We start from the raw sequence: 24311 nt of genomic DNA, 5'->3' as shown, positions 1-24311 counted from the left end.
CTTCGCGCATGGGTCCGAAGCAGAAGCTGCCAGCGAGATCCACTGCCTCTTCCCCACCTATCTCGTCTCATCCTGATGTTTCGTTCATTGCCCAAGTAAGACATGCTGAATGCCACCCACCGCATCGTTGAAGAACGCGCCCACATCCCGGTGCAGCGAGCTTCGGCTGAGGCCGCTGCGGCCTGAGCGTTGGCGCTTCCCGCCCTGATTCGCCTTGCGCGGACAGGCCGATCAGTTCCAGCCGCACTGTCACGCTTGAGCCCCTGGCCGGCGCGGCACACGCAGCACTTCTCATATTCATTGCATGCACACACCCATCGGCCCAAATGCGGCTTGGCAGCAGCGCAGCCTGCGCAGCGTCTGGCACCCGTGCACACAGATGCAGCGCGCCGCCRCAGTCCCGCCGCTACCGATCGCGCGCGGCGAGGGCCCATGGCTCATCGACCACGAAGGCCATCGCTACTTCGACGCCACCAKCTCGTGGTGGGTCAACCTGTTCGGCCATGCCGATGCGCGCATCAACGCGGCCTTGAAGGACCAGCTCGACCGCCTGCCGCACGTGATGCTGGCCGGCTGCACCCACGCACCGGCGGTGGAACTGGCCGAGCGCCTGTCGGCCCTCACCGGTGGCGTGCTCGGCCATTGCTTCTTCGCCAGCGACGGCGCCTCGGCGGTCGAGATCGCGCTCAAGATGAGTTTCCACCACTGGCGCAACCTCGGGCGTCCGGAGAAGCGGGAGTTCGTCTGTTTGCGGCACGGCTACCACGGCGAGACGCTCGGCGCCCTGGCAGTCACCGACGTGCCGGTGTTCCGCGACGCCTACGATCCGCTGCTCATGCGTGCCCACCAGGTGATGTCGCCCGACGCACGCCAGGCCGCGCCCGGCGAGACCGCCGTGGACGTGGCCRCGCGTGCCGCCGCCGAGCTGGAGGCACTGTTCGAAGCGCGCCATGCGCACATCGCCGCGCTGATCATCGAGCCGCTGGTACAGGGCGCCGCCGGCATGGCGATGCACGACGCGGCCTACCTGCGTACGGTGCGCGCGCTGTGCGACCGCTACGAGGTGAGCCTGATCGCCGACGAGATCGCAGTGGGCTGCGGACGTACCGGCACCTTCTTCGCCTGCGAGCAGGCCGGGATCTGGCCGGACTTCGTCTGCCTGTCCAAGGGCATCAGCGGCGGCACGCTGCCACTGTCGCTGGTGATGACGCGCGACGAGATCTACGAGGTTTTCCTCGACGACGACGTTGCGCGCGGTTTCCTGCACTCGCACTCCTACACCGGAAATGCGCTGGCCTGCCGGGCGGCGCTGGCGGTGCTCGACCGCTTCGAAGAGGACGACGTCCTGCAGCGCAACCGGCAGCGCGCTGCGGCATTGACATCGGCGCTCTCGCCCTTGCGGAACGACCCGCGCGTCGAGCACTTCCGCCMGCGCGGGATGATCTGGGCGTTCGATGTGCGGGAGGCCTTCGTCGGTGAGCGCTTTGCCGAACGCTTCCACCTCGCCGGCCGCGCGCGCGAACTGCTGATCCGACCGATCGGCCGTACCGTCTACCTGATGCCGCCCTATGTGCTGGACGACGAACTGGCAGCCTGGCTCGCGCAACGCGTGATGGCAACGCTGGACGCCACGGCCGACATCGAGAACGCCCATGCTGATCGAACACCTGAACCACCAACTGCGTGAGCGCGACGCCCAGGCGCTGCGAAGGCAGCGCCGCACGACCGAGTCGCCGTGTGCGCCGCATCAGCGGGTGTCCGGGCGCGACGTGCTGGCCTTCTGCAGCAATGACTATCTGGGGCTGGCGAACCATCCGGCCCTGATCGAGGCGCTGGCCGAAGGCGCGCGCCGCCATGGCGCCGGCAGCGGCGCGTCACATCTGATCAGCGGCCATTCGCGCGCCCATGTGTTGCTCGAGGACGAACTCGCGCGCTGGCTGTCGCCCTGCATCCCGGAGGCAAGGGCGCTGAGCTTCTGCACCGGCTACATGGCGAACCTGGCACTACTCACCGCTTTGGGCGATGCCAGCGCGACGATCTTCGCCGACAAGCTCAACCATGCATCGCTGGTCGACGGCGCGCTGCTGGCCAAGGCGCCGCTGCAGCGCTACCCCCACGGCCGGCTCGATGTGCTGGCGAGCCATCTCGGGCGATGCAGCACACCGATCAAGTTGATCGTGACCGATGCCGTCTTCAGCATGGATGGCGACCTGGCCGACCTGCCGGCCCTTCTGGCGCTGGCCGAGGCGCACGATGCCTGGCTGGTCATCGACGATGCGCATGGCTTTGGCGTGCTGGGCCCGCGCGGCAGCGGCAGCCTGTCGCACTTCGGCCTGCGCAGCGAGCGCCTCATCTACATGGGCACGCTGGGCAAGGCCGTAGGCCTGGGCGGGGCCTTCGTGGCCGCCCACCCGAGCGTGATCGACTGGCTGGTGCAATCGGCGCGCAGCTACATCTACACCACGGCGGCACCACCGGCGATCGCGCATGCCGTGCTCACCAGCCTGCGCCTGATCGCCGGCGACGAGGGCGACGCGCGGCGGGCCCGATTGGCGCAATCGATCGCCATGCTGCGCGATGGCCTCTCGACATTGACGCAGGAGTACCCCGGTCTCGGCTGGCGCCTGGCCGATTCCGCCACGGCGATCCAGCCGATGATCGTCGGCGACAACGCCGCGGCGCTGGACCTGGCGGCAACGCTCGACGCCCAGGGCCTGTGGGTGCCGGCGGTCCGTCCGCCGACGGTGCCTGCAGGCACCGCACGGCTGCGCATCACGCTGAGCGCCGCGCACACGCCGAAGGATGTGCAGGCGCTCCTCGATGGCTTGACGCGGGCCGCCGGGACGCTGCGATGAGTTCCGCTGCGATGCGTGGTTGCTTCGTCACCGGCACCGACACCGAGGTCGGCAAGACGCGCATCAGCGCCGCGTTGCTGCACTGGCTCGGCGAGCAGGGCCGGCGTTGCGCCGGCTACAAGCCGGTGGCGGCCGGCACCGAGGTGATCGATGGCGAGGACGTCAACGACGATGTGCGCGCGCTGCGCAATGCGAGCTCGGTGGCGTTGGCCGATGCCGAGGTCGGGCCGTTCCAGTTCGAAGCTGCCTGCGCACCGCACATCGCGGCGGCGCTCGAGGGCCGTTCGATCGAACGCGCCGCCCTGCTGCAGGGCGCCCTGGCGCTCGCGACGCGCGCCGAGTATCTGATCGCCGAGGGCGTTGGCGGGTTCCGTGTGCCGCTCGGGCCGGACTTCGACAGCGCCGACTTCGCCATGGACCTGGGCTTGCCGGTCGTGCTGGTGGTCGGGCTGCGGCTCGGCTGCATCAACCATGCACTGCTCAGTGCCGAGGCGATTTGTGCACGCGGTCTGCGATTGGCTGGCTGGGTCGCGAACACTGTCGATCCGGCGATGCTGCATCGCGACGACAACCTTGYCACCCTTGGCCATGAACTGCGGCGGCACTGGCAGGCGCCTTGCCTCGGCGTGGTTCCCCGGCTGGCCAGCCCTGACCCTGCGGCAGTTTCGGCCCACCTCGACGATGCCGCGCTGCGGGCGCTCTTCGGCCTTTGAGACAAGCCCTCTTTGACGCGAAAAACAACCCACGATCTGGAATCCACATGACGACGAACACCATTTCTCTCTCCGCGCTGCGCCCTGCGCCTTCTCGCATCCCGACGCAGGCCGAGGCGCGCTGGCGCGTCGCAGAGATCGAGGCCCTGTTCGCGCTGCCGTTCATGGATCTGCTGTTTCGCGCGCAGCAGGTTCATCGCGAGCATTTCGATGCCAATGAAGTGCAGTTGTCCACGCTGCTGTCGATCAAGACCGGTGGCTGCGCGGAAGATTGCGGCTACTGCCCGCAGTCCGCGCACTTCGACACCGGCGTCGAGGCGAGCAAGCTGATGCCGCTGCAGGAAGTCGTCGAAGCAGCACAGGCGGCCAAAGCCCAAGGCGCCACGCGCTTCTGCATGGGCGCGGCCTGGCGCAGCCCCAAGGCGCGCGACATGGAGCGCGTGACCGACATGGTGCGCGAGGTGCGCGCACTGGGCCTGGAGACCTGCATGACGCTGGGCATGCTCGAAGCGGAACAGGCCCGGGCCCTGAAGGATGCGGGGCTGGACTACTACAACCACAACCTCGACAGCGCTCCCGAGTTCTACGGCAACATCATCGGCACCCGCACCTACCAGGACCGGCTCGATACGCTGGGCCATGTGCGCGACGCCGGCATCCATGTCTGCTGCGGCGGCATCGTGGGCATGGGCGAGAGCCGCGCCCAGCGCGCCGGGCTGATCGCGCAACTGGCCAACCTCGAGCCCTATCCCGAGTCGGTGCCGATCAACAACCTGGTGCAGGTCGCCGGCACGCCGCTGGCGGGCACCGAGCCGCTCGACCCCTTCGAGTTCGTGCGCACCATCGCGGTGGCGCGCATCACGATGCCGACGACCATGGTGCGGCTGTCGGCCGGGCGCGAGCAGATGGACGAGGCGCTGCAGGCGCTGTGCTTTGCCGCCGGCGCCAATTCGATCTTCTACGGCGACAAGCTGCTGACCACGAGCAATCCGCAGGCCGAGCGCGACCGGGCGCTGTTCGAGCGGCTGGGGTTGAGAGCGCAGAGCAAACAATGAGTGCGGTGCTGGCGCCGCCGCCGAACCCGCTCGGCCGTCCGATCATCGACGCGGCGTTCCGCGCCGACCCCTATCCGGCCTACGCCGCGCTGCGCGAGGCCGGGCCGATCCACTGGAGCGACGAGTTCTTCGGCGGTGCGTGGCTGCTGACCCGCCATGCCGATGTCGAGGCGGTGCTTCGCGATGCCGTGCGATTCTCGGCGCAGCGCACCGGCGGCTGGGTGATGCAAAGCCCGGCCGCCCGCAGCGAGCTGAGGGATTTCCAGCAGCTCTTCGCGCGGGCGATGCTGTTTGTCGATGCCCCGGATCACACGCGCATCCGCGGTGTGCTCAACGCAGGCTTTCGCAGCGACGTCCTGCAGCAGTTCGCGCCGGCCATCGAGCGGCGCGTCGACGCCCTGCTCGACGCGGTGGATGCCGACGCGGGCTTCGACTTCATGCAGGCGCTGGCGCGGCCGCTGCCGGCCGAGGTGATGGCGATGCTGATGGACATCCCTGCGGCCGATCGCGGCGACTTCATCGCCTGGTCCGACGATCTGGCGACCTTCATCGGTGCACCCCTGCCGTCGCTCGAACAGGCACGGCGCGCACGCACCAGCCTGCTGGCGATGACCGGCTACTTCGAGCATCTCGTGCCGCAGCGGCGGAGCACCCCGGGCGACGACCTCGTGAGCCGGCTGCTGCGGGCCGAGGCGGCGGGCGACATCCAGCCCGGTGCCGAACTGCTCGCCCAATGCGCGATGCTGCTGTTCGCCGGCCACGAGACCACGCGCAACCTGCTGGGCAACGGCCTGCAGGCACTCCTCGCCGATCCTGGCCAGTGGCAACGCCTCCGGAACGACCCGGCCTTGCTGCCGGGCGCAGTGCGCGAACTGCTTCGCTTCGACAGCCCGGTGCAGTACACCGGCCGCCGCGTGGCGGCCGATCTGGTGCTGCACGGTCGGCAGCTGCGCCGCGGCGACCTGGTGGTCGCGCTCATCGCCTCTGCCAACCGCGATCCGGTGCGCTACTCAGAAGCCGATCGCCTGGACATCGCGCGCCGCCCCGGCGGCTTGCTGTCGTTCGGCGCCGGGCCGCATGTGTGCATCGGCGCCAGCCTGACGCTGATGGAGGCTCAGATCGTCTTCGATCGCCTGCTGCATCGGTTCCCGCATCTGCGCCTGGTCGACGCCCAGCCGCGCTGGAGCGGCAATGCGGTGTACCGAGGGCTCAGCGCGCTGCCGGTGCGTCAGTTTCAGGCCGCCGGTCTGCGCATCAGCATGCCGCGACGATAGGTCTCGGCAATGAGCATGCGCGGGCCCTCGGGTGTCACGATGCAGTACGTGCGCGACGCTTCGGTGTCAGGGAGCCCACCTCCCGCGCCCCAGAGCCGTTCGTACAGCGCCGGCGACGCATCGAGGAACGAGCGGCGCACCCACAGGCGCGACAGAAGATGACCGATCGGCATCGCGCCAGCCTCGAGGTCGCGCTGCACATCCTCCGGCAGGCCCTCGAGTGCGATGTACGACAGGTTGTCCATCATCACCTGGCCGTGAGCGGCGAGGCAGGTGATCCGCTCGATGAAGCTCGCGCCTGGAAGCGCGGCACGCACTTCGGCCGGCACCGCCTGCACGATCCGCTGCTCCAGCACATGCAGCGAAACCGGACCGCCGGCGATGGTTTCGCACAGACGGGTGGTCGATCCATCCTGCGCCAGCAGCAGGCGCAGCACCTCGCGGGCGTGCTCTTCCCGCGCGGGCGAATCCGATGGAAGGTGAAAGCGTTGACGCTCAAGCGCCTGATATTTGAATGAAGACATGATCGAAATTCAAGTGACGATTCGCCCCGTGGCCCTGCCGGACGGTCCACGTGGCACGATGGCGCGGCTGCGCGGCGATGGACGCTTCGCGCTGCTCGAAAGCGCGCTGCCCATGCCGCGCCAGGCCCAGTGGTCCTACGTTGCCGGACCGGCATTGGCCACACTGTACACAGACGAAACCACGACCCGGCTCGAACGGGACGGCCGCGAGATCGCCTCCTGGGCCGACCCCTTCGAAGCGCTCGCAGCGGTCGCCGCGGGGCATCCTGACAGCGTCCGCTTCGAGGGCGACTGTCCCGAGGGCATGGACTTCGTCGGTGGCTGGGTGGGCGTGCTGGGCTACGACCTCGCCCGCCATGTCGAGCGCCTGCCTGAACAGGCCCTGCACGATCCGGTGCTGCCCCGGCAATGGTGGATGGCGGTGGACCAGGTGCTGGGCTTTCACCATCCGAGCGGGCAGTGGTGGGAGGCCACCGTCCGCGGCCCTTCGGAGCGCTGGCCCTGGACCCGCACCGATCGGATCGAAGCCTGGCGCCGCACTGTGGAGCGTGCTTGCGGCCCGCTGCCCGAACGCGGGCACTGGCACGCAGGTCCCCGCACCCTGGGCACGTCACGCGCTCAGTTCGAGAGCGGCGTCCAATCCATCCAGAAGGCCATCGTCCGCGGCGATGTACTTCAGGTCAACCTGACGCGACGTGAAGATCGGGCCTTCGAGGGCGATACCTGGGCCCTGTACGAAGATCTTGTGGCTGCGCATCCGGCGCCCTTCGCTGCCTACCTCGAAGGGCCGGGCTTCGCGATCGCAAGTTGCTCGCCCGAGCGATTCCTTCATCGCAGGGGCGACCGGCTCGAGGCGCGTCCGATCAAGGGCACTGCAGCACGCGGCACAGACGAAGCCGAGGATGCCGCGCGACGCCGGCATCTGGCGGCGAGCGTCAAGGACCGCGCGGAAAACGTGATGATCGTCGACCTGATGCGCAACGACCTTGGGCGCGTGGCGGTGGTCGGCAGCGTTGAAGTGCCCGAGCTGTTCGCGCTGGAGTCCTACGCCAGCGTGTGGCAGATGGTGTCGACCGTGCGTGCTCGAATTCGCCCGGACCGCGGCATTGCGCAACTGCTGCGCGCCTGCTGGCCGCCGGGTTCGATGACCGGTGCGCCCAAGGTCAAGGCGATGCAGATCATCGAGGAACTCGAACCCATGCGCCGTGGATGGTATGCCGGCTCGGTGGGCTATCTGGATTGCCGCGGCAACATGGACCTGTCGGTCGTCATCCGCACGGCGATCGTTGCCGACGGGCGAGTGATGGTGCAGCTCGGCGGCGGCATCGTTGCGGACTCCGAGCCCGCGGCCGAGTGGGCAGAGACGGTGGCGAAGGGACTTCGCATCGTCGAGACCCTGGAACGGGGGGCGAATGGGTGCTCATCGTTGCCGATTCGCGCGGCGAGACAAGCAGAGCACACACGCGAAACGAATGCGCACGCATCACACTGGCGTAGCGGCGTAGCGGCGTAGCGGAGGAGACGGGGTCGGACGCGGAGGCCTGAGTCCCTACGGCACCCGAGTCTCGAACGTCAGCACTTCGTGAAAGGTCGTGGCCATCCTGGGCCTGACGCCAAGGCCGATATCGAGGTTGCCGAAGTGCTCGGCCATCGGTGCGGATTGCTGCTTCAGTGGCCGGCCGCCGGCCGAAGCCAGTTTTCGATCACAAGGCCCGGCACGCGTGCAAAGTGTCGGGTGTTGTCCGTGACCACCACGGCGCCGAGGGCCAGCGCGTGCGCCGCGATCATCTCGTCGAAGTCGCCGATGGGCATGCCGCGTGCCTTCAGATCCGCCCGCAGCGCACCATGCCGGCTCGCCGCCTGGGCATCCCACGGCATGATCGGCACGATGCGCAGAAACTCGTCCACGATCCGATGCAACCGCACGGCCTCAGGCCGCTTGGCGACGCCGTAGCGGATCTCCGAACTGGTCACCGCCGAGATGCACCATTGGCCCGGCGGCAGCGCCTGCAATTTCGCATCGAATGCGGGGTGGCCGCGCATTGCTTCGCTCGCCGCGTTGGTATCCAACATGTAGAGGGTCACTCTTTCCAGCCCTCGAAGGGGTCGCGCTGTTGCTGGTCCTGCTCGCGATCAACCAGGAAGTCATGGGGCACCGGGCCCAACTGTTCGCGCAACTGCATGAACGATCTCCAGTCCACCGGCGAGCGCGCCGAAAGGATGACGTCGCCGGTGATCTCATCGCGGCGGATATACACCTCGGCGGCTCCTTCGAAGCGGAACTCGGCCGGCAGACGCACGGCCTGGCTGCCACCGGTCGCGAAGAGTTTGGCGATGGACTGCGGCATGGCGGACTCCGGGTGCATAAAGTATATACTAATGTATCTACTTTCCCTTGGCGTGTCAACCGCTCCCACTTCGCGGTGCGCCAACGAAATGTCGCATCGTGGCCTTGGTCCAGTTCCTGGATCCGAGGCACAGCGATGGCAATACCGGCGGTAACGATCACCATGTCGACGCGCGAGGTCGATCGGATCAAGACGGTGCAAGCCGTCGTCGACCCGATGACGCGCGCCAGCAAGGCCGCGCGTTCAATCCGTCGAACCGGCAAGACCTGGGAGAACTACACGCTCCGCCGAAGAAGGTAGCTGTCCATGACCCACCCGTGCTCCTCGCGGGCTGCTGCGCGAAGCGCAGCGATGCGTGGTCCGGTGCTGGCAAGAGGGCCGGCAAGAAGCAACTGGTACGGCATTCCGAGATAGGCTGCCCAATAGATCTCAATGCCCTCCGGGGGTAGAACCTGAAATGCGCTGACACCGTCGAGCAGGACCACGACCGTGTCCAGGCCTGCCGGCCAGCCGCCGGCCCTCAACTGACGTCCAGTGGTGATCAGCACCGAGGCCCCCAGGGTGTTGAGCGGGATGGCGTGTGCGGCGGTCAGCAACTGAACGCTGCTCAGGCCGGGAATCACCTCGACCCGCAGCGCCATGCCAGCCGTTTGCAGCCGTTCGGCAATGCGCATGCTGGAGTCGTAGAGGGAGGGGTCTCCCCAGACCAGCAGTGCCACACGACCGCCATGAGGCAGGCATGTGGCGATCTGCCCCGCCCACACGGCGGCAATGGCCGCGTGCCACTCGTGCACGCCGTCGAGATAGCTCGGCGCGGCGGTGTCGCGCACGGGCAGGTCGAACTCGACCAATCGGGCCTGACCGTTCAGATGCGTCGCGCAGATCTTGCGGCGCAAGTCGGCGAGCTCGGCCTTGTCGGCGCCCTTGCGCGGAATCAGGATGAGGTCGGCGCGGTTCAATGCACCGATGGCCTGGAGCGTGAGATGCTCGGGATTGCCGGTGCCGATGCCAATCAGCATCAGCTCGATCGTGGAAACGGCATTCATCGGCGGGCCCGCGCGGCAATCGGCCAGCTCGTGTTCAGGCTGCGTGGTGCAGACGCCGCGTCAGCAGCACCGACCCGCCCTGCCCTGCCCGCCCGCGCAGCCCCTTGGCTGCTGCCAGCACGGCCAGGTCGACCAGCGGCTCCAGCAGCACGACCGTCATGTAGGCGGCGCCGAAGCTGCCCACGGCTTGCAGCGTCTCTGCCCCGAAGCCGCGGCCGTAGATCGTCCAGAAAGCCACCCAGGCGACGATCCCTCCCTGGAACACCACCGACATCTTGAGCACATGCACGTAGCCCAGCTCGACATAGGGAAGCTTGGCCGGCAGCACCCGCTTGGCCACCGCCTGCATGGCGAACAGCGCGGCCAGCAAGGTGGTGACGTTCATGCCGTACTGCGGCAGGTCTTTCGGCTCGAAGAAGAGGCTCTGCAGCGCCAGCCCCGCGGCCAGGCCGATGGCGGTGGGCGCTGCGCCCAGAATCAGGAACAGCGACGAGCCCAGGATCAGGTGAACCTCGGACACGCCGACCGGCGCGTGCGGGAACACCTCGAAGAATACGAAGACCAGCATGGCGGCGAGCACGCTGCGCAGCAGCAGCGAGCCCGCACCCTCCTCGCGAATGTGGTTCAGGGACAGCTTCACTGCATAGAGCGCGCAGGCGCTCGCCGTGGCATAGGACAGCAGGATCTTGCTGCCGTCGACGATTCCGGGTTCCATGTGCATGGCGGGGCTCCGTAGGGTGAGTGCAGTCCGCTCAGCGGAGCTGCGAGGGGGTTGAAGGAAGGGAACGAGAAATGTGATGTCAGGCGGTTGGCGAATTGCCCGGTTCGGCGCGCGTCGGCCGGAACCTCCGGTCGTAGTCGCCGGCATAGAGACGGCTTTCGGCGAAGCCTTCAGCGGCCAGTGCGGGGCCGACGAGTATCAGCGCGGTGCGTTCCACGCCCTCGCCCATCGTCGCCTCGATGGTGGCCAAGGTCGCGCGGAAGATCTGCTCGTCCGGCCAACTTGCGCGATAGACCACGGCCACCGGACACTCGGCGCCGTAGAACGGCACCAGCTCTGCGACCACCTCGGCCAGCTTGTGGATGGACAGGTGCAAGGCGAGCGTGGCTCCGGTGGCGGCAAAGCCAGCCAAGGTCTCGCACGAGGGCATGGGCGACGCGCGGCCGGATGTGCGCGTCAGCACCACCGACTGCGCCAGGCCCGGCAGCGTGAGTTCGGCACCCAGCGCGGCCGCCGCAGCGGCGAACGAGGGCACGCCGGGCGTGACCGTGTAGGGGATGCCGACGGCCCGCAGACGGCGCAATTGCTCGCCCATCGCCGACCACACGGAAAGATCACCCGAATGCAGCCGCGCCACCTCCTGCCCTGCCGCATGGGCGGCGACGAATTCGGCGACGATGGCATCGAGATCGAGTGGCGCGGTGTTGACGATGCGCGCGCCGGGTGGACAGTGCGCCAGGATTTCTTCGGGCACCAGCGAACCGGCATAGAGGCAGACAGGACAGCGGCCGATCAGGTCGCGCCCGCGCAAGGTCAACAGGTCTGGCGCACCGGGACCGGCGCCGATGAAGTGGATGGTCATGGTCGAAACTCCGATTGTTGTGTGCACGCGGCGATCGCGCAGGTGGCAACGCGGTCGGTCGACACCACGCGTGGATGAAGCAACGTTGCACCCGGACCGCCGTGCATCAGGGCTGCCGCCAGGGCCGCCGCTTCGGCGGTGCTGCCGCTGCCGCGCAGCACACGTACCGTGGCGTGGTCGGTCAGGGTGACGGTGGCGTTCATCCGCGCAGYCTCCACGGCGCACACCGGCACACCCAGCTCCTCGGCCAGCGCACGCAGGGACGGTGCGTCGGCCTTGTCTTGCGCAGTGGCGAGCAAGGCAATCGACTGCACCGGCACCGTGGGTTGCAAGGCCGCGGCCGCGTGCGCCAACGCGTCGCGCAGCGATGCCAGCGTCGCACCGCTTCTGAAACCGAAGCCCGCCACCATCATCGCGTCGCACTCCATTGCACGATCGGGTAGGAAGCGCGCCAGGCACGCCGCGTCCCCAAGGGCGCGGCCTCCGCCAGCTCGATGCGTGTCAGGCTGCCGCCGGCGCGCGCGTGCCAGTCGCTCAGCAGCGCTTCGGATTCCAGTGTCACGGCATGGGCCACCACACGGCAGCCTTGCGGAAGCAGGCGCCACAGATGCGCCAGCATCGCGTCGCTGAGGCCGCCGCCGATGAAGACCGCATCCGGCGGCGGCAGGCCGGCCAAGGCTTCGGGTGCGCTGCCTGTCACCAATGCGAGCCGATCGACGCCCAGCCGGTCGGCATTGGCACGCAGCCGCATCGCGCGCTCGGGGTCGCCCTCGATGGCCACGGCCTCGCACCTCGGATGCGCCAGCAGCCATTCGATGCCGATCGACCCGGAGCCCGCACCGATGTCCCACAGCCGCTCGCCGGGCCGCGGAGCCAGGGCGCACAGCGCCAGGGCACGCACCTTCTGCTTCGTGAGCTGGCCGTCGTGTGCAAATGCGTCGTCCGGCAGGCCCGTGCTGCACGGCATGGCCATGCCCGTTCCGGCCACCTGCAAGGCCACGGCCACCGGATGCCGCACATCGGTCAGGTCGAAGGCGGACGCAGCGACGTCGCGCCGCCGCTCGTGCGGGCCACCCAGTGCTTCGAGCACGCTCATCGCGCTGGCGCCGCAATCGTTGTCGACGAGGTAGCGCGCGAGCGCCGCCACTGCGGCACCGTCGCGCAGCAGCAGCAGCAGCCGCTCGCCCGTGTGCAGGTGCGGTCGCAGACGCGCCAGCGGCGCCGCGTGCAGACCCAGGCAGGTCAAGTGCTCCAGCGGCCAACCCAGGCGCGCAGCCGCCAGGCCGAATGTCGATGCAGCGGGCAAGGCATGCCATTCGTGCGCGCCGAGATGGCGCGTCACCGAGCTGCCCGCGCCGAACCAGAACGGGTCGCCGGAGGCCAGCATCGCCACGCGGCGACCGCGCTGTGCCAGTAGGATCGGGATGCCATCGGCGAACGGCACCGGCCATTCGAGCCGCTCGGCGCGCAGACCGGGCAACAACGCCAGATGCCGGGCGCTGCCGGCCACCAGTTCGGCCGCATCGAGTGCTGCGCGGCTGGCGGAAGGCAGGCCCGTCCATCCGTCTTCGCCGAGCCCGATGATCGTCAACCACGGGGTAACTTCAGTGAATTCAGCCATGCGCAATGTCCTGGTCCTGGGCGGCACGCTCGAAGCGAGCGCGCTGGCACGGGCGCTCGCCGAAAGAGGCGAACGCGCCGTGCTGTCCTATGCCGGCCGGGTGGCCCAGCCCAAGGCGCAGCCCATCGCCGTGCGCGTGGGTGGCTTCGGCGGCGTGAGCGGCCTGGTGCGCCATCTGCGCGAAGAGCAGGTGACGCACGTCGTGGACGCCACCCATCCCTTCGCCGCGCGCATGAGCGCGAACGCGGTCGCGGCTTGCGCGGAGTGCGGCCTGCCCTTGCTGGCCTTGACTCGCCCCGGCTGGCAGGCAGGCCCCGGCGACCGCTGGCAGCCCGTGCCCGACCTGCCCGCGGCCGTCGCCGCGCTGAGCGGGCCGCCGCGCCGCGTGATGCTGGCCTTGGGCCGCATGCACCTGTCCGCCTTCGCGGCACAGCCGCAGCATCACTACATCCTGCGGCTGGTCGACCTGCCCGAGCTGCGGCCGCCCTTGCCGCAACACACGGTCATCGTCTCGCGCGGGCCCTTCGACCTGAAGGGCGACATCACCCTGCTGCGCGCGCAGCGCGTGGACGTCCTGGTCTGCAAGAACGCCGGCGGCACCGGTGCAGAGGCCAAGCTGCACGCTGCCCGCGAGCTCGAACTGCCGATCGTGATGGTGGCGCGGCCACCGCTGCCCGCGCGACAGGAAGTGACACGCGTGGCCGAGGTGCTGCTGTGGCTGGAGGCAGCGCATCATGCGGCCACCTCGCGCGGCGCCGAGCGCGGCGTGTAGACCCAGGGTCGGCCCTGGCGGGCAATGACCCGCGTCAGACTGGATCCGACGATGACGACGGTGCGCATGTCGGCCATTTCGGGTTGTGCATCTTGCAGCGCGACCACGCGGATGGTCTCGTCGGGCGTGGACACGGCACGGGCGAAGATCACCGGACGCGCCGGGCTTCCCGCCGCGCCGCAGGCCTCGCGCAGGACGGCCAGCGTTCGGGCGAAGCCGCTCGGGCGGGACACGGAACGCGGGTTGTAGAAGGCCATCGCGAAATCGGCCTGCACCGCCAGCCGCAGACGGCGTTCCACCAGGGCCCAGGGCTTCAGGTTGTCCGACAGGTTGATGGCGCAGAAGTCGTGGCCCAGCGGCGCTCCGGCGCGCGCGGCGGCAGCCAGCATCGCGGTGATCCCGGGCAACACGCGCACGTCCAGCAGGCGCCATGCAGCATCGCCCGCCTCCACCGCCTCGAACACCGCGGAGGCCATCGCGAACACACCCGGGTCGCCCGACGACACCACCACCACGCGCCGGCCTTCGGCGGCCAGGCGCAGCGCGTGGGCGGCGCGTTCCATCTCGACGCGGTTGTCGCTCGCGTGCAGCCTGAGTCCGGCGCGCGGCGCCACCCGGGCCACGTAGGGGATGTAGCCGACCACGTCGGTGGCATCGGCCAGGGCCGCGCTCACCTCGGGTGTCACGCAGCCATCGGCGCCCGGGCCGAGCCCGGCGATGACCAGCCAGCCCGCTGCATGCGTCGGCACCGTGGCCGCGTTCGTCGCCAGGCTCATGGCCGCCGTCCTTGCCCATGCACCAGCACGATCGAAAAGTAGGGCGTGACGCGGCCTTCGGCCTCCGCAAGCCGCATCACCTTCTGACCCGGCATGGTGGCGAACTCGACCAGCCAGGCGTCTTGCAGTCGACCCGCCGTCGTCAATGCACGGCGCACCTTGTCGATGTGGCGACCGATCTTCATGACGACCAGCGCCTCGCTGTCGGCCATGTGGCGCGCGAGCCGCGCTTCGGGCAGCGTGCCCATCAGCACGGTCAACACGTCGTCGCCCCAGGTGATGGGCTGGCCGGTGGCCGTCCATGCACCCGACATGCCGGTGATCGCCGGCACCACCTGCACCGGGTGGGTCTCGATCAGCCGGGTGTAGAGGTGCATGAACGAGCCATAGAAGAACGGATCGCCCTCGCACAGCACGACCACGTCGTGGCCGGCGTCCGACAGCGCCCGCAGCTGCGCCGCGCACTCGGCATAGAAGCCGGACAGCAGTTGGTTGTAGGCCGGATCGTCCACCGGGATCTCGGTGGTGACGGGGTATTCCATCGCGTGTTCCGTCACCGCTTCGGGCAGCAGATCGTCCACGATGCGGCGCGCCTGCCCGGGCCGGCCGGCCTTGCGGAAGTAGGCGACATGGGTCGCGCGCTGCAACAGGCGGTGCGCGCGCACGGTCATCAGGTCCGGATCCCCGGGGCCCAGGCCCAGTCCGTACAGGGTGCCGCGCGGGTTCATTCCAGACGACTCCCCAGCGCGTTGATCGCCGCCACCGTGATGGCGCTGCCGCCCAGGCGCCCGGCCACGATGCAGCAGGGCGCGGGCTGTTCGGCCCACAGCGCGTCTTTCGATTCCGCCGCGCCGACGAAGCCGACCGGACAACCGATGATCGCCGCGGGCCGCGGGCAGGCCGGATCCTGCAGCATGTTCAGCAGATGGAACAGGGCCGTCGGTGCGTTGCCGATGGCCACCACGGCGCCCTGCAGCCGAGGTCGCCACAGTTCCAGCGCGGCGGCAGACCGGGTGGTCGACATGGCCGCCGCCAGACCGGGCACCTCCGGGTCGTGCAAGGTGCACACCACCGCGTTGCCGCCCGGCATGCGCGAGCGGGTCACGCCCTCGCTGACCATGCGTGCATCGCACAGGATGGGTGCACCGGCCGCCAGCGCCGCCCGTGCCGCGCGCGTGAAGCCGGGCTGGAAGCGCAGCTGCGCTTCCAGTCCGATGAGGCCGGCCGCGTGGATCATGCGCACCGCGACGGGCTCGTCGTCGGCATCGAAGCGCGCGAGATCGGCCTCGGCCCGGATCATGGCGAAAGAGCGACGGTAGATTTCCGCGCCATCGGTTTCAAAGACGTGCATCAGGGCATTCCGATGAGTGAGCACAAGGCTTCAGGGGACAGTCGGGTCTGCACGGGCGCGTCCCAGGCGCAGCCGCTGCGCACGAGATCGAAGGCGCCGTTGCGGCCCACCAAGGTGGCATCGGCCGGGCGCGCGCGTGCGCAGCCCTTGGCGCAGCCGGACACGTGCAGGCTGCGGGGTGCACCGGTGCCCGCCGCATCCAGCCCCGAAGCGAGCGCGCGGGCGACCGCATGGGTCGCCACCGTCGCCGAGGCACACGAAGGCGCGCCGGGACAGGCATCGACGCGCAGCAAGGGATCGCCGGCCACGGTGATGAAGGCCCTCGCATCGCACCACCGGCCCCCTTCCAGGACCAGGGCACGATGCGGCGTCAGGCGCAGCCCCACGGCGCCGCTGTCGCGCAGCAGCGTGGCGAGGGCCGCAGCCTCGATCCGTCCGAAAGGCACGCCGTAGACCGGTCCGAGCGAGGACATGCCGGGTGCGGGCAGCGAGGCCGAGGCGGCTGCGGGTTCGAGCGGCTGCGGGCCGTCCGCCCAGCTGAAGATCTGTTGATGGCGACGCATCCGCCGCGATGCCGGTTCGACCCCCTTGGCCGTCGCCGCAAACCAGTCGGCCATCGCAAGTGCCGCATCCACCGCCCCGGCGCGGGACACGCGATGTCCGGCCTCGGCGCCGTCGGCGCGCACCAGCAGGCCACCCGAGCGGGCCCGCTCGATGCGCACGTCGGCCGGGGCCGCAGCCAGGACCGGCGCCGGCCCCGCATCCACTGCGAACCCGAACTTGGGCGGCAGCGCGGGCAGTTCGTTCAGGCGCGACAACAATTCCGTGGCGATGCCTTCGGTGTCATCGCCCGCTTGCCAGCAAGGCGCCACGAGAACCGGCGGCCAGGTTTCTCGCGTGGCGTCCGCATCCGCCAGGCCCAGGGCGCAGAGTGCATCGACCACCGCGCCGTGGTCGTCGGGCGTCACGCCACGCAACTGCAGGTTGGCACGATGGGTCAGGTCGATGAGCCCCGAGCCCAGGCGCCGGGCCAGCTCGCACAGCCCCAGGGCCTGCGCGCTCGTCAAGCGCGCCAGCTGCGGCCGCACCCGCACCAGCAGGCCATCGCCGGAAGCCATGGCGCGATGCGCGCCCGGGCACCAGCCCTTGGCGGCAGGGCGCAGTCCGGTCGACACGGCGTGCGAACCCGCTTCGGAAGGATCGGGAAGTGTCATGCGCGCACGCTCATAAGGCCACCACCGCCGACAGGAACGGCGGCAGCTTGGCAAGGATGCCGCTGCGCAGGCGCTCGGGGCGCTGGCTGCGCGGCAGCGCGCCGTCGACGCTGCGCGCGTGCAAGCCGGCACACGCCAGGACCTGGGCCGCCGTTTCGGGATCGGCAAGCAGATCGCCGAAGTAGTAGGTGGGCTTGCCGGCCGCTTGCAACGCAACCGTGCAGGCCCTCGAGCAACCGCTCATGCAGGCGATGCCGCGCACCTGCACGCCGGAACGGAGGTCTTCGCACTGCAGCATCCGCACCTTGTCCAGCAGGATCTGGCCGGCCGCCGGCACATCGCGCGACGCACCCGCAGGTCGGCAGGTGGTGCAGACGATGACTTCGGTGACGGGTGCGGTGGGCGCTGGGTGAGCTGCGTGGGACATGGTTCTGCTTTTTTCGTGGGGTCACTCGGGTCGGCTGGCGAGGCGATGTTCCGCGCCCCAGCGCTGCGCCCAGGCGGCGCAGCGGCCGATGGCGCGCGCGGCTTCGTCGAAATCGACGATGACGACATGCCGCGGGGCCTCGGGTGCCGCCGGCTGCTCCAGCGTCCGGCCATCGGTCAGCAGCCAGAGCCAGGATTCCGCCGTGCCGTCGCGACGCTCGGCGCGGCGCAGCACCTTGTCGGCCTGTGCCAGGGCATGCGCCAGCGGCGTGCCACCGCCACCGCCCAGCGCTCGAATCTTTTCCCTGCAAGACGCGCGCGCCCGCCCGGGCGGCAGCCGCAGTTCGACGCCCTGACCGCCAAAGCTCAGCATGGCCACGCTGTCGCCGGCGCGCGCTGCCTGCTCGATCAGCCAGGTGGCGTGCCCCTTGGCCAGCGCCAGTCGCCCGCGCTGGCGCATCGAGCCGGAGGTGTCGAGCACGATCAGGTGCAGACGCGCCGGTTGCACCGAGCGCTGGCTGTAGCGCAGATGCCCGCCTTGCAAAGGCTGCGGGCCCTTGGCCAGCAGGGTGGGCAACCATGCGATGGCAGCCCGCGAAGGCCCGGCATCCGGATGTGCAGGCGGCGCCAGCAATGGCTGCCGAGCTGGATTCAGCCACCGCAGACCTCCGCGCCCGGCGCGCATGAGGCGGCTGCGGTGGCTCACGCTTTTTTTGCGGGCCACCCTCCTTCGGGCAGCACGCGGGCAGTGGCTTCGGGAATCGGTGGCAGCGCACCCCAGTCGCCCATGGGAGAACTGTTGGCGGATGGTGCGGAACTGCCGGCGGATGTCGGCGCCGCCTGCCGCATGTCGGCTTTCGGCTCCGGCGCCGGGCTGCTCCTGCCCTCCTCCCGTCGATGGGCCAATGCCAGTTCCGCCACCGCATCGACATCGTCCGTCGTGACTTCGGTGCGACCCTCGAAAGCAGCGAGCGCACGCGCCGCTCTCAGCATCACCAGGTCGGCCCGCATGCCGTCCACGCCGGCCGCGAGCGCGCATTCCGCAGCACGCTGCAGCACGGCATCCGACCACGCCAGGCGCGCCAGCCCGGCGCTGGCTGCAACGACCGCCGCAGCCAGGCGGGCCTGTTCACCGGCATGTGCTTCGGCCACCCCGAGCGGGTCTTCGTCGAAGCGCAAACGCGCGCGCACGATCGCCATCCGCTGCCCGGCTTCGCTCGGGTTGGCCAGCGCCACCGACAGGCCGAAACGATCCAGCAACTGGGGGCGCAGTTCGCCTTCCTCGGGATTCATGGTTCCGACCAGCACGAAGCGCGCGGCGTGCTGCTGCGAAATGCCGTCGCGCTCGACGGTGTTCACGCCGCTGGCGGCGACATCGAGCAACGCGTCGACCAGCGCGTCGGGCAGCAGGTTGACTTCATCGACGTACAGCACGCCATGGTGGGCGCGCGTCAAGAGGCCCGGCGCCAGGCGCAGCCGCCCATCGCGGAGCACGTCCTCGACGTTCAGCGTTCCCACCAGCTGCTCGACGGTGGCGGACAGCGGCAAGGTGACGAAGGGCGCAGCCGATGAAGCGGGCGTAGGCGGCAGCAACGCGGCCAGGGCCCGCGCCGCGGTCGACTTCGCGGTGCCGCGCGGTCCGCTGATGAGCACGCCGCCGATACCGGGATCGATGGCCGCGAGCAAGAGCGCGCGTTGCAGCATGGGTTGACCGATCAGCGCACTGAAGGGGAAGGTCGTCCGACTGGCGGCCTCGAGCCTCGGGCCGGCGATCGCTTCGGTGGAATGGGGTGTCATCAGAGCGGCCCTTCGCCGTGTTCCTCGAGCCGGCGCTCCAGCGCCAGAAGGTGGTGTTCGATGCGTTCGCGGTGGTCGCCGGCCTCTTGCCACAAGCCGCGCCGCATGGCGTCCAGCAGGCGTTCGCCAATGCTGCGCAAGGCCAGCGGGTTGTGCCGCTGCAGGAACTCGCGCGTCTTGTCGTCGTGCAGGTAGGCATCGGCCACCAGCGCGTACTGGTGATCGCCGACCACGCCCGTGGTGGCGCTGTACGCGAACAGGTTGTCCACGGTGGTGGCGATCTCCGCCGCGCCCTTGTAGCCGTGCCGCCGCACGCCGTCCAGCCACTTCGGGTTGACAGCCCGCGCGCGAACCACGCGCGCGACCTCTTCGCGCAAGCTGCGGATACGCGGCGACCCCGGCACGCTGAAATCGCCGTGATAGAGCGCAGCCGGTGCGCCCGCAAGATGCGCCACGGCGGCCGCCATCCCGCCCTGGAACTGGGCGTGATCGGCAGCGTCGAGCACGTCGTGCTCGCGGTTGTCCTGGTTGTGCAGCACCGCATCGAGTTGCCCCAGACGTTGCTCGAACGAGGCGCGCGCGGCAACACCATGTTCGCCCTGCCCGTAGGCAAAGGCACCGGACTGCAGATAGGCCTGGGCGATGTCGGCACTGTGCTGCCATCGACCGCTGTCCAGCACCTCCTGCACGCCCACGCCGTAGCCGCCGGGGCGCGGGCCGAACACGCGCCACGTGGCCTGGCGCTGCGCCTGGTCGACGGGTTGGCCGGCCGCCAGGGCCTCGGCGGCCTCGCGCCGAACGCGGGCACGGATCGGGTTCACCTCGTCGGATTCATCGTCTTCGCTGATCGCGGCCACGGCGCGCACGGCAGTGTCGAAGAGGTCGATCACGTTGGGAAAGGCATCGCGGAAGAACCCCGACACGCGCAGGGTCACGTCCACACGCGGCCGATGGCGGATGGCCATCGGCAGCACTTCGATGTCGATCACGCGCGCGCTGCCGTCGGCCCACTTCGGCCGCACGCCCAGCAGCGCGAACGCCTGCGCCACGTCTTCGCCGCCGGTGCGCATGGTGCTGGTGCCCCAGACGGAAAAGCCCACTTCGCCAGGCATCGCGCCGTGGTCTTGCAGGTGCCGCTCGATCAGTCTTTCGGCCGCGGCCGCACCCATGGCGTAGGCCGTGGGCGTGGGCACGGCACGGGTGTCGACGCTGTAGAAATTGCGTCCCGTGGGCAGCACATCGGGCCGACCGCGCGACGGCGCGCCGCTCGGGCCGGGGGGCACGAAGCGTCCGGCCAGGCCGCGCAGCAATTGCGTCATTTCCTGCGGACCGCAGGCATCGAGGCGCGGGGCCAGCACCTCCTTCAGGCGCTGCAGCACCGGTGCCGCATGCGGCCAGGCATGGACATCGAAGGCATCATGCGCAGCGCCCGCCCGGGTGTCGCCGGACACCGCCTGCTCCGCCACCAGGCGCGCGGCCAGCAGCTCCAGCCGCTCGCGCGTGTGGCCGGCGTGGCGCCATGCCTCGGCACTGAGCGCTTGCAACACCTTGGGACGCGGACCTTGCCACGGCGCGGCCCAGTCCGGCCCCAGAGCGCTGAAGCCGTCCGCACCCTCCACGCCAAGATCTTGCGCCAGTGCGACCAGCAGGCTCTTCTGGCTGGCGCCCGTGCCGCCCGGAAAACGCGCCAGCGCCAGCAGCGTGTCGATGCGCTGGCGGCCTTGCGGCGAACGCCCCAGAACATGCAAGCCATCGCGAATCTGGGATTCCTTGATCTCGCAAAGATAGGCGTCCAGCCCCTTCAACAGGCTCTCCCGGGCGCTCTCGTCGGTCGGCGGCGCGAAACCCAGTTCCTCGTGCAAGCCTTCGCGCACGGTGCGCCCGAGGATGTCCTCGCGCAGCAGCCGCGCGCGTCGCGGGTCGAGCGACAGGGCTTCGTAGTACTCGTCCATCTGCCGCTCCAGCTGCTGCAGCGGGCCATAGGTCTCGGCGCGCGTCATCGCCGGCATCAGGTGGTCGATGATCACGGCCTGGGTACGCCGCTTGGCCTGGCTCCCTTCGCCCGGGTCGTTGACGATGAAGGGATAGAGATGCGGCAGCGGGCCCAGGATGGCATCGGGCCAGCACGCCTCGCTCAGTGCCACGCTCTTGCCCGGCAGCCACTCGAGATTGCCGTGCGTGCCCACATGCACCATCGCGTCGACCGCGAAGGCGCGGCGCAGCCAGAAGTAGAAGGCCAGGTAGTGGTGGGGCGGCACCAGGTCCGCGTCGTGGTAGGTGGCCGCCAGGTCCACGGCACGCCCGCGCGCCGGCTGGATGCCGACGAAGACATGACCGAAGCGCAGGCCGGCAATCGTGAAGCGCCCGCTGCGCAGCGTCGGCTCTTGCTCGGGCGTGCCCCACAGGGCGTTGACCGCCGCCCTGCTGTCGGCGGGCAATCGATTGAAATCTTCCAGGTAGTCGGCCAGGGAAAAGCTCTGCGCGGCGGGCCGGGCGCCATTGGCGTCGCTGTTGTTGGTGATGCCGCGCAACAGCGCTGCGATCAGGGCGTCGCCGCTGGCGGGCAGATCCCCGGTCAGGTACCCCGCGGCCCGCAGTTCCTGCAACACGACCACGGTCGACGCCGGCGTGTCCAGGCCGACGCCATTGGCGATGCGCGCATCGTCGATCGGGTAGTTGGCCAGGATCAGCGCGATCCGCTTGTCGGCGTTGGGCTTGTCGCGCAGCACGCACCAGCGGCGTGCCAGTTCGGCCACGAAGGCCATTCGGCCGGGCTCGGCCTGGTAGCGAAGCACGTCGAGCTCGGTGTGCTCGCAGCGCCAGGCCATGCCCTTGAAACTGATGGCGCGCGTGAGGATGCGCCCATCCACCTCGGGCAGTACCACCTGCATGGCCAGATCGCGCGGCGCGAGGCCGTGCGGGTCGGCCAGCCATTGCTCCTGCGTGCCGCCGGCGGTGATGAGCTGCAGCACGGGGGCGTCCCCGGCCAGCGTGGCGAGCGGCATGTCGCCGTCGCCTGCGCTCCCATCGTCGCGGCCGTCGATCGACGCCACCGCGAAGCTGGTCGCGTTCAGCACGATCGCCACGCGGTGTTCCGCGACCAGGGCCTGCACCGCGGCGTGGCTGTCGGGGTTCTTGAGCGAATCCACGGCGAGTGCCAGCGCGTTCAGGTCGGCGGCCGACAGCGCTTCCAGCATGGCGTCGAACACCGCCGTGTTGCCCGCCTGCAGATGGGCGCGGTAGAACAGCAGCAGCGCCACCGGCGCGCCTGCCTTCCAAGTGGCGCGGCCGGCGGCCTCCGGCGGCCGATAGCGCACGGCCGAAGGCAGGGGCACCGGCTGCGCCGGCCGGCTGCCCAGCCCGAACGCCGCATGGCCGATCAGCGAGAAGAAGGCCTTCGCATTGTCGAGCCCTCCTTCGCGCAGGCAGCGCCAAAGATGGCGGCAATCATCGTGCGGCGCGCTGCTGCGCATGAGCAGATGCATGTCTTCGAAGGCGTCGCCCGAGAATATCGCCAGCCATTGACCGCGTTCGCGCGCCGAGGACATGGCGCGCTCCACCAGGTAGGCCCAGTCGCTCGGGGTACCCAGATGGTCGATCGCCACCACGCGGGCATGGCGCAGCACGTCGTCGACATACATGTCCACGGAAGCCGGCTGTCGAAGCCACATCAGGTTGGCCAGGCGCACGCTGGGATAGTCGGCGCCCATCTGCCCGGCCGCGTCGGCGAGCAGCGACAGGGTGGTGTCGGCGGCGCTGAGCACGACCACCGAGGCGGGCGTCTGCGCCACGCGCACGACGCCTTGGCCGCCGTCTTCGACGTGGCCGCCGGGGCGGGTGGACAGCAGATGCATGAAGGGCTTTCGGTGACGCGTCAGGCCACCGCGGCCACGCCCAGCGCCGCGTCCAGTTCGGCTTGCAAGGCCGCCGCATCGAGGCCTGCCCCGATCAGCACCAGGCGCGTCTGCCGAGCCTCGTCGGCGCGCCAGGGCCGGTCGAAGTAGCTGTCGAAGCGCGTGCCGACGCCTTGCACCACCAGCCGCATCGCCGCGCCGGGCAGTGCGACGAAGCCTTTGGCCCGATAGATCTCGTGGCGCTCGACCAGACTCTGCAAGGCGGCCAGCAAGCGGCCGCGGTCAGGGACCTGCAGGGTGACCGAGACCGAGTCGAAGGCGTCGTGGTCGTGGTCTTCCTCCTCGTCGTGGTGAGTCCTGCGCTGGTCGATCGCATCTTCCACCGCACGCTCCATGCCCAGCAGCACACCGAGGTCGATGCGTCCATGCTGCGCATGCACCAGCTTCACGCCTGTCGCGGTCTCGGCGCGGACGACAGCCTCCACACCGGCCAGCGTCGCCGCGTCGAGCCCATCCGTCTTGTGCACGACCACCAGGTCGGCGGTCGCCAGCTGGTCTTCGAACAACTCCGACAAGGGCGAATCGTGGTCGAGGTTCTCGTCGGCGCGGCGCTGGGCGTCCACCGCCAGCGGGTCGTCCGCGAATCGGCCGGCGGCGACGGCCGGTGCATCCACCACCGTGATCACCGCGTCCACCGTGAAGGCGTTGCGCAGCGCCGGCCACTGGAAGGCCTGCACCAGGGGCTTGGGCAAGGCCAGGCCCGAGGTCTCGATGACCAGGTGATCGATCTGATCGCGCCGCGCGGCCAGTTGCTCCATCACCGGCGCGAACTCTTCCTGCACGGTGCAGCACAGGCAGCCGTTGGCCAGCTCGAACAACTGGCCGTCCGGCGCCCCGGTCTCGTCGCAGCCGATGCCGCAGCCGCGCAGCAGCTCGCCGTCGATGCCCAATTCGCCGAACTCGTTGACGATGACCGCGATGCGCCGGCCCTGGGCGTTCTGCAACAGGTGGCGCAGCAGGGTGGTCTTGCCGCTGCCGAGGAAGCCGGTGACGATGGTGGCGGGGATCTTGCGGCTCTGCATGGGCGTGGGAGTCGAGGTTT

Annotated in this window: 24 protein-coding genes; 7 read left to right on the top strand and 17 right to left on the bottom strand. The window is 69.7% G+C overall.

What is annotated here, in order from left to right; translation table 11 throughout:
* Nucleotides 1-304: 304 nt before the first annotated feature.
* From bioA to AC1D2K_RS00190, 5 genes are read left to right on the top strand one after another with little or no spacing between them, the layout of a single operon-like run.
* Nucleotides 305-1687, top strand: coding sequence for an adenosylmethionine--8-amino-7-oxononanoate transaminase (gene bioA / locus AC1D2K_RS00210; RefSeq protein WP_478085329.1), 1383 nt, complete (start codon nt 305-307; stop codon nt 1685-1687).
* Entirely contained in the window at nt 1653-2855 is a 1203-nt protein-coding gene (gene bioF, locus AC1D2K_RS00205; RefSeq protein WP_478085327.1) for an 8-amino-7-oxononanoate synthase, read from the top strand. Before bioA ends, bioF begins: the two co-directional genes overlap by 35 nt.
* Nucleotides 2852-3568, top strand: a complete 717-nt coding sequence (gene bioD / locus AC1D2K_RS00200) for a dethiobiotin synthase (RefSeq protein ID WP_478085326.1) — start codon at nt 2852-2854, stop codon at nt 3566-3568. The genes bioF and bioD overlap by 4 nt, the downstream gene beginning before the upstream one ends.
* A 47-nt stretch (nt 3569-3615) precedes the next feature.
* The gene (bioB, locus tag AC1D2K_RS00195) at nt 3616-4623 is read left to right on the top strand and encodes a biotin synthase BioB (protein WP_478085325.1); all 1008 of its coding nucleotides are present in this window, start codon (nt 3616-3618) and stop codon (nt 4621-4623) included.
* The gene (locus AC1D2K_RS00190; protein WP_478085323.1) at nt 4620-5897 is read left to right on the top strand and encodes a cytochrome P450; all 1278 of its coding nucleotides are present in this window, start codon (nt 4620-4622) and stop codon (nt 5895-5897) included. The genes bioB and AC1D2K_RS00190 overlap by 4 nt, the downstream gene beginning before the upstream one ends.
* Here AC1D2K_RS00190 and AC1D2K_RS00185 read toward each other — a convergent pair.
* Nucleotides 5858-6334 (bottom strand): chorismate--pyruvate lyase family protein, encoded by a 477-nt coding sequence (locus AC1D2K_RS00185; RefSeq protein ID WP_478085322.1) that lies wholly within the window; start codon nt 6332-6334, stop codon nt 5858-5860. The genes AC1D2K_RS00190 and AC1D2K_RS00185 overlap by 40 nt on opposite strands.
* A gap of 73 nt (nt 6335-6407) precedes the next feature.
* Here AC1D2K_RS00185 and pabB point away from each other — a divergent pair, with 73 nt between their 5' ends.
* Nucleotides 6408-7934 (top strand): aminodeoxychorismate synthase component I, encoded by a 1527-nt coding sequence (gene pabB / locus AC1D2K_RS00180; protein WP_478085320.1) that lies wholly within the window; start codon nt 6408-6410, stop codon nt 7932-7934.
* 155 nt (nt 7935-8089) lie between these two features.
* On the opposite strand, the gene AC1D2K_RS00175 is transcribed toward pabB, so the two are convergent.
* The 7 genes from AC1D2K_RS00175 to cbiE all read right to left on the bottom strand — a co-directional run bounded on the left by AC1D2K_RS00175 (nt 8090) and on the right by cbiE (nt 13019).
* Nucleotides 8090-8506 (bottom strand): PIN domain-containing protein, encoded by a 417-nt coding sequence (locus AC1D2K_RS00175; RefSeq protein WP_478085319.1) that lies wholly within the window; start codon nt 8504-8506, stop codon nt 8090-8092.
* A complete protein-coding gene (locus AC1D2K_RS00170) occupies nt 8503-8769 on the bottom strand; it encodes an antitoxin (protein ID WP_478085318.1) in 267 nt (88 codons plus the stop codon). The genes AC1D2K_RS00175 and AC1D2K_RS00170 overlap by 4 nt, the downstream gene beginning before the upstream one ends.
* Before the next feature lie 275 nt (nt 8770-9044).
* The gene (cobF, locus tag AC1D2K_RS00165) at nt 9045-9815 is read right to left on the bottom strand and encodes a precorrin-6A synthase (deacetylating) (protein ID WP_478085316.1); all 771 of its coding nucleotides are present in this window, start codon (nt 9813-9815) and stop codon (nt 9045-9047) included.
* A 34-nt stretch (nt 9816-9849) separates the two neighbouring features.
* Nucleotides 9850-10536 carry an energy-coupling factor ABC transporter permease gene (locus AC1D2K_RS00160; protein WP_478085314.1) on the bottom strand — a complete coding sequence of 229 codons (687 nt, stop codon included), beginning with the start codon at nt 10534-10536 and terminating at the stop codon, nt 9850-9852.
* Between the two features lie 79 nt (nt 10537-10615).
* Nucleotides 10616-11398, bottom strand: a complete 783-nt coding sequence (cobM, locus tag AC1D2K_RS00155) for a precorrin-4 C(11)-methyltransferase (RefSeq protein ID WP_478085312.1) — start codon at nt 11396-11398, stop codon at nt 10616-10618.
* The gene (locus tag AC1D2K_RS00150) at nt 11395-11811 is read right to left on the bottom strand and encodes a cobalamin biosynthesis protein (protein WP_478085310.1); all 417 of its coding nucleotides are present in this window, start codon (nt 11809-11811) and stop codon (nt 11395-11397) included. The genes cobM and AC1D2K_RS00150 overlap by 4 nt, the downstream gene beginning before the upstream one ends.
* Nucleotides 11808-13019 carry a precorrin-6y C5,15-methyltransferase (decarboxylating) subunit CbiE gene (gene cbiE, locus AC1D2K_RS00145; RefSeq protein ID WP_478085308.1) on the bottom strand — a complete coding sequence of 404 codons (1212 nt, stop codon included), beginning with the start codon at nt 13017-13019 and terminating at the stop codon, nt 11808-11810. Before cbiE ends, AC1D2K_RS00150 begins: the two co-directional genes overlap by 4 nt.
* Between cbiE and AC1D2K_RS00140 the strand changes: the two genes are divergently transcribed.
* Nucleotides 13018-13791: a cobalt-precorrin-6A reductase gene (locus tag AC1D2K_RS00140; RefSeq protein ID WP_478085306.1), complete on the top strand. Its 774-nt coding sequence runs from the start codon at nt 13018-13020 to the stop codon at nt 13789-13791. The genes cbiE and AC1D2K_RS00140 overlap by 2 nt on opposite strands.
* Here the strand turns inward: AC1D2K_RS00140 and cobJ are convergent.
* The 9 genes from cobJ to cobW all read right to left on the bottom strand — a co-directional run bounded on the left by cobJ (nt 13752) and on the right by cobW (nt 24291).
* The gene (gene cobJ, locus AC1D2K_RS00135) at nt 13752-14567 is read right to left on the bottom strand and encodes a precorrin-3B C(17)-methyltransferase (RefSeq protein WP_478085305.1); all 816 of its coding nucleotides are present in this window, start codon (nt 14565-14567) and stop codon (nt 13752-13754) included. The genes AC1D2K_RS00140 and cobJ overlap by 40 nt on opposite strands.
* Nucleotides 14564-15295 (bottom strand): precorrin-2 C(20)-methyltransferase, encoded by a 732-nt coding sequence (locus AC1D2K_RS00130; RefSeq protein ID WP_478085303.1) that lies wholly within the window; start codon nt 15293-15295, stop codon nt 14564-14566. Before AC1D2K_RS00130 ends, cobJ begins: the two co-directional genes overlap by 4 nt.
* Complete coding sequence (locus tag AC1D2K_RS00125) at nt 15292-15921, bottom strand: precorrin-8X methylmutase (RefSeq protein WP_478085404.1); 630 nt, start codon at nt 15919-15921, stop codon at nt 15292-15294. Before AC1D2K_RS00125 ends, AC1D2K_RS00130 begins: the two co-directional genes overlap by 4 nt.
* Nucleotides 15918-17132, bottom strand: a complete 1215-nt coding sequence (locus tag AC1D2K_RS00120; protein ID WP_478085302.1) for a hypothetical protein — start codon at nt 17130-17132, stop codon at nt 15918-15920. The genes AC1D2K_RS00125 and AC1D2K_RS00120 overlap by 4 nt, the downstream gene beginning before the upstream one ends.
* A 10-nt stretch (nt 17133-17142) precedes the next feature.
* The gene (locus tag AC1D2K_RS00115; protein ID WP_478085300.1) at nt 17143-17559 is read right to left on the bottom strand and encodes a DUF1636 family protein; all 417 of its coding nucleotides are present in this window, start codon (nt 17557-17559) and stop codon (nt 17143-17145) included.
* A gap of 21 nt (nt 17560-17580) precedes the next feature.
* Nucleotides 17581-18135 carry a vWA domain-containing protein gene (locus tag AC1D2K_RS00110; RefSeq protein ID WP_478085299.1) on the bottom strand — a complete coding sequence of 185 codons (555 nt, stop codon included), beginning with the start codon at nt 18133-18135 and terminating at the stop codon, nt 17581-17583.
* 125 nt (nt 18136-18260) lie between these two features.
* On the bottom strand, nt 18261-19355 hold the full coding sequence (locus AC1D2K_RS00105) for a magnesium chelatase ATPase subunit I (protein ID WP_478085298.1): 1095 nt from the start codon (nt 19353-19355) through the stop codon (nt 18261-18263).
* A complete protein-coding gene (cobN, locus tag AC1D2K_RS00100; protein ID WP_478085297.1) occupies nt 19355-23209 on the bottom strand; it encodes a cobaltochelatase subunit CobN in 3855 nt (1284 codons plus the stop codon). The genes AC1D2K_RS00105 and cobN overlap by 1 nt, the downstream gene beginning before the upstream one ends.
* A gap of 20 nt (nt 23210-23229) precedes the next feature.
* Nucleotides 23230-24291 (bottom strand): cobalamin biosynthesis protein CobW, encoded by a 1062-nt coding sequence (gene cobW, locus AC1D2K_RS00095; protein ID WP_478085402.1) that lies wholly within the window; start codon nt 24289-24291, stop codon nt 23230-23232.
* Nucleotides 24292-24311: the final 20 nt, after the last annotated feature.

This window comes from Variovorax sp. P1_H12_2 (assembly GCF_056405335.1).
Note: the sequence above shows the minus strand (reverse complement) of the source record. Positions and strands in the feature narration are given on the sequence as shown.

What these genes read in the sequence shown, in the direction of transcription:
- AC1D2K_RS00190 (WP_478085323.1), top strand. Translation starts at nt 4,620, where the DNA reads ATGAGTGCGGTGCTGGCGCCGCCGCCGAACCCGCTCGGCCGTCCGATC.
- AC1D2K_RS00140 (WP_478085306.1), top strand. Translation starts at nt 13,018, where the DNA reads ATGCGCAATGTCCTGGTCCTGGGCGGCACGCTCGAAGCGAGCGCGCTG.
- cobN (WP_478085297.1), bottom strand. Translation starts at nt 23,209, where the DNA reads ATGCATCTGCTGTCCACCCGCCCCGGCGGCCACGTCGAAGACGGCGGC.
- bioB (WP_478085325.1), top strand. Translation starts at nt 3,616, where the DNA reads ATGACGACGAACACCATTTCTCTCTCCGCGCTGCGCCCTGCGCCTTCT.
- cobM (WP_478085312.1), bottom strand. Translation starts at nt 11,398, where the DNA reads ATGACCATCCACTTCATCGGCGCCGGTCCCGGTGCGCCAGACCTGTTG.
- AC1D2K_RS00130 (WP_478085303.1), bottom strand. Translation starts at nt 15,295, where the DNA reads ATGAACCCGCGCGGCACCCTGTACGGACTGGGCCTGGGCCCCGGGGAT.
- cbiE (WP_478085308.1), bottom strand. Translation starts at nt 13,019, where the DNA reads ATGGCTGAATTCACTGAAGTTACCCCGTGGTTGACGATCATCGGGCTC.
- cobJ (WP_478085305.1), bottom strand. Translation starts at nt 14,567, where the DNA reads ATGAGCCTGGCGACGAACGCGGCCACGGTGCCGACGCATGCAGCGGGC.
- AC1D2K_RS00170 (WP_478085318.1), bottom strand. Translation starts at nt 8,769, where the DNA reads ATGCCGCAGTCCATCGCCAAACTCTTCGCGACCGGTGGCAGCCAGGCC.
- AC1D2K_RS00105 (WP_478085298.1), bottom strand. Translation starts at nt 19,355, where the DNA reads ATGACACCCCATTCCACCGAAGCGATCGCCGGCCCGAGGCTCGAGGCC.
- cobF (WP_478085316.1), bottom strand. Translation starts at nt 9,815, where the DNA reads ATGAATGCCGTTTCCACGATCGAGCTGATGCTGATTGGCATCGGCACC.
- cobW (WP_478085402.1), bottom strand. Translation starts at nt 24,291, where the DNA reads ATGCAGAGCCGCAAGATCCCCGCCACCATCGTCACCGGCTTCCTCGGC.
- bioF (WP_478085327.1), top strand. Translation starts at nt 1,653, where the DNA reads ATGCTGATCGAACACCTGAACCACCAACTGCGTGAGCGCGACGCCCAG.
- AC1D2K_RS00120 (WP_478085302.1), bottom strand. Translation starts at nt 17,132, where the DNA reads ATGACACTTCCCGATCCTTCCGAAGCGGGTTCGCACGCCGTGTCGACC.
- AC1D2K_RS00160 (WP_478085314.1), bottom strand. Translation starts at nt 10,536, where the DNA reads ATGCACATGGAACCCGGAATCGTCGACGGCAGCAAGATCCTGCTGTCC.
- AC1D2K_RS00115 (WP_478085300.1), bottom strand. Translation starts at nt 17,559, where the DNA reads ATGTCCCACGCAGCTCACCCAGCGCCCACCGCACCCGTCACCGAAGTC.